We start from the raw sequence: 1,766 nt of genomic DNA on the forward strand, positions 1-1,766 counted from the left end.
CCGGACTCCCGCGTCGTCGACTCCCGGACGAGCGACGACGGAACCTCCATCCGTCGCCGTCGTCAGTGCCCGAACTGCGGCCGCCGTTTCTCGACCACCGAGACCGCTTCGCTCAACGTGGTGAAGCGCAACGGGGTGACCGAGCCGTTCAGCCGCGACAAGATCGTGTCCGGCGTGCGCAAGGCCTGCCAGGGACGCCCGGTGACCGACGGCGACCTGGCGATCCTCGCGCAGCGCGTCGAGGAGACCGTGCGGTCCTCGGGGTCGAGCCAGATCGACGCGAACGACATCGGGCTCGCGATCCTCGCGCCGCTCCGCGAACTCGACGAGGTCGCCTACCTCCGGTTCGCGAGCGTCTACCAGGCCTTCGACTCGCTCGAGGACTTCGAGGACGCCATCGGCCAGCTCCGCCGCGACCACCACGGCGCGGCCGACCCGGTCGCCGGATCGTCCCCGGCCGGGGCCGGCGCGTGAGCGGCATCGCGGAACGGATCGTCCGCGGCGGGTACTCCGTCGTGTTCCGCTCGGTGTTCGCCAACATGGACCCCGAGCGGGCGCACCACATCGCGTTCGCGGTGATCAAGTGGCTGCCGCACGTGCCCGTCGTCGGACGGCTCGTCGAGCGCTACTCGCGGCCGTCCGCCGCCGACGGCGTGACGACGATGGGGATCCACTTCCCGTCCCGCTTCGGCTTGGCCGCCGGGTTCGACAAGGACGCCCGGGGGATCGCCGGACTCGGTGTCCTCGGGTTCGGGCACGTCGAGGTCGGCACCATCACCGCCAAGCCGCAGCCCGGCAACGAGCGCCCACGGCTCTTCCGACTCATCCCCGACCGCGCCCTCATCAACCGCATGGGCTTCAACAACCACGGTGCCGCCGCAGCAGCACGTCGGTTGGAGCGTGCCCGCCGCAACCCCGGGCGGCCCGTCATCGGCGTGAACATCGGCAAGAGCCGGGTCGTCGCCGTCGAGGACGCCGTCGACGACTACCTCGAGTCGACGCGCAGGCTCGCACCGTTCGCGGACTACCTCGCGGTCAACGTCAGCTCGCCGAACACGCCCGGGCTGCGCGGTCTGCAGGAGCTCGACCAGCTCCGCCCGCTGCTCACCGCCGTGCGCGACGCCGCCGGCAAGGTGCCGGTGCTGGTGAAGATCGCGCCGGACCTCACCGACGAGCAGATCGACGCGATCGCCGGGCTCGCCGTCTCCCTCGGGTTGGCCGGCGTCATCGCGAACAACACCACGATCTCCCGCTCGGGACTCCGCACGCCGGCGGCGGACGTCGAGGCGATGGGTGCCGGGGGACTGTCCGGCGCACCGGTCGCGGCTCGGTCGCTCGAGGTCCTGCGGCGGGTCCGGGCCGCGGTGCCGTCGGACTTCTGCGTGATCGCGGTCGGCGGCGTCACGACCGAGCAGGACGTGCAGGACCGCATCGACGCCGGGGCGACCCTGGTGCAGGGCTACACGGCGTTCCTCTACGAGGGGCCGACCTGGGCGACGCGGATCAACCGGCTCCGGCGGCGGCGGTTGGGGCGCGCGGCGCGCTGACGTCGCGTGCGCGTCGCCGAGCGGGCGCGCTGGCGTCGCGTGCGCGTCCCCGAGCGGGCGAAGTACGTCACGCTCGACGCGTCGTGGCGGTGCGTTCTGCCCGCTCGGCGAGTCGTACGCGGCGAGTCGTGACCGGTCGGGTTCGCGCGTCCAGGGCCGCGTGTCCGTCGTCGGGTCCGGGTGTCCGTCGTCGAGGTCGCACGACACGCCGCATGTGCT

Annotated in this window: 2 protein-coding genes; both read left to right on the forward strand. The window is 72.7% G+C overall.

All coding sequences use genetic code 11. The features are described 5' to 3' along the window. A partial coding sequence (gene nrdR, locus JSX79_RS17985) for a transcriptional regulator NrdR (RefSeq protein ID WP_229087558.1) occupies positions 1 to 474 on the forward strand: 474 nt, incomplete at its 5' end. Beyond that, positions 471 to 1,547, forward strand: a complete 1,077-nt coding sequence (locus tag JSX79_RS17990) for a quinone-dependent dihydroorotate dehydrogenase (RefSeq protein WP_308061608.1) — start codon at positions 471 to 473, stop codon at positions 1,545 to 1,547. The genes nrdR and JSX79_RS17990, both read left to right, overlap by 4 nt. Positions 1,548 to 1,766 lie beyond the last annotated feature (219 nt).

Origin of the sequence: Curtobacterium sp. GD1 (assembly GCF_020882855.1) — a bacterium.
Classification (GTDB): Bacteria; Actinomycetota; Actinomycetes; order Actinomycetales; family Microbacteriaceae; genus Curtobacterium.